The sequence below is a fragment of the Petralouisia muris genome (assembly GCF_004793545.1).
Taxonomy (GTDB): domain Bacteria; phylum Bacillota; class Clostridia; order Lachnospirales; family Lachnospiraceae; genus Petralouisia; species Petralouisia muris.
On sequence record NZ_SRYA01000193.1, the window covers coordinates 1 to 1,739 of the forward strand.

General features: G+C 49.9%; 1 protein-coding gene. It reads left to right on the plus strand.

Features of this window, described 5'->3' with window-relative positions:
* Positions 1-69: 69 nt before the first annotated feature.
* On the plus strand, positions 70-1,587 hold the full coding sequence (locus E5329_RS28965) for a transposase (protein ID WP_135992557.1): 1,518 nt from the start codon (positions 70-72) through the stop codon (positions 1,585-1,587).
* The last annotated feature ends 152 nt before the right edge of the window (positions 1,588-1,739 follow it).

The following is a 1,739-nucleotide window of genomic DNA, read 5'->3' on the forward strand; positions in this document are numbered from 1 at the left end:
AGCGAAAACGGCCCTTTGTTTTATAAGTAACTGTCCAATTTCACTGATAAAACAAAGGAGGTCACATTTATGTTCAAACCCGAATCATGGCAGAGCCATGACGAGTACAGAACCATCGTCGCTACGATTGGCCACAGGCTTTCCCGCAATAACCCAAAATATTCCTTTAACGAATATGATGAGGAACGGCAGAAACTCTTAAACCTCAACCTTGACCCGCTTCTGGATTACATCCCCGCTTTTTATTCCAAAGGGGGACGCCCAGCAGCGCACCAGGCGCAGATCCTGCGCTCCCTGATACTTTTCGTCCTGCTTTTTAATAAAACCAAAGCACGCACAAGCCTTACTTTATGGGTGCGGGAAGTCCTTCCCAATTCCATTTCCCTGGCTGTCCTTATTGGCTGCGCCTCTCTGGAAGAACTGCCGCCCCTCGGCTCTTATTATGACTTTATGAACCGATTCTGGACAGACCCAGGGAACCGCTATTCCCGCACGGCGCTTCTTCCGGCAGGCAAAAACGGTAAAAAACCAAAAAAACTAATTGGAGCCGATGGAAAACTGGCAGAGCCGGAAGACTCCTGCACAATCACTGCCAAAGATATCGTAAATGATATCCTGGACGGAAAGCCTGCCGCTGACAATCCGGAAGCCGCTCTCCAGAAAATCTTTTCCATCCTTGCCGTACTTCCGTCTATCCGCCTTGGGCTGATTGACACGCAAAACCTTACCCTCTCCGGCGATGGCACCGCTGTGGTTTCCCATTCCTCCCCTTACGGCCGCCATCTTTCCTCCTGTGGGAAAGACTGCCCCTACCGGGACGGCTGCGCCCGCCATTATTCTGACCCGGATGCCACATGGGGATGGGACAGCGATAACAAAACATGGTGCTTCGGGCATACGCTTTACATGCTGTGCACCAGGAACAATACGCTGAAAATTGAACTCCCGCTGTTGATGAAATTCACTGACGCACGCCGCCATGACAGCAAAAACTTCCTCTATTCCATGGATGATTTTGGGCGCAATGCCTTTGGCGTTTCACCGAAGAATGTCTGCCTTGACTCCGCACATGACAACCTCCCGACCTATGAACTGCTGGAACACTGGGATATCAATGCCCTCATTGATATCAACGGACGGGCAAAATCTTCTGAAAATGCCCCGGCCGGCATCACCTTCGATAAATCCGGCCACCCCATATGCCCTGCCGGGCATGAAATGTGCCCATGGGGGAATGATCCCATAAAGGATGCGCGCAAATACCGCTGCCCCCTCCGATGCGGACGCATCAGTTCCTGCGCGAACGAAGCGGCATGTTCCCCAGGCTCTTACGGGCGCACTGTCTACGTGAAAAACCATGCAGACCTGCGTTTTCATCCCCGCATCCCGAGGGATTCCGAAGAATACAGGCGGATATACAGCGAGCGTACCGCATGTGAGCGCATCAATGACCGTGTTCTGAATGATTACTGCCTGCAGAATTTAAAAATACGCGGCAAGAATCACTTTTCCTTTTGGAGTATGCTCATCGGCATATGCATACATCTTGACGCCAGATATAAGGTCGCCCGCCTGTATGCCGCTTAATTTATAAATGAAACAAAATATGAGGTTTCCCGTCTGTAAAAAACTCTTTTTTGCGGGCTTAATTGTCATGTCCTTTTTTCTAACCACTGTCTGAAAACCACTCAGAAATAAGCATTTTTTATTCCTCCCCGTCACTCCCATTCATATAACAT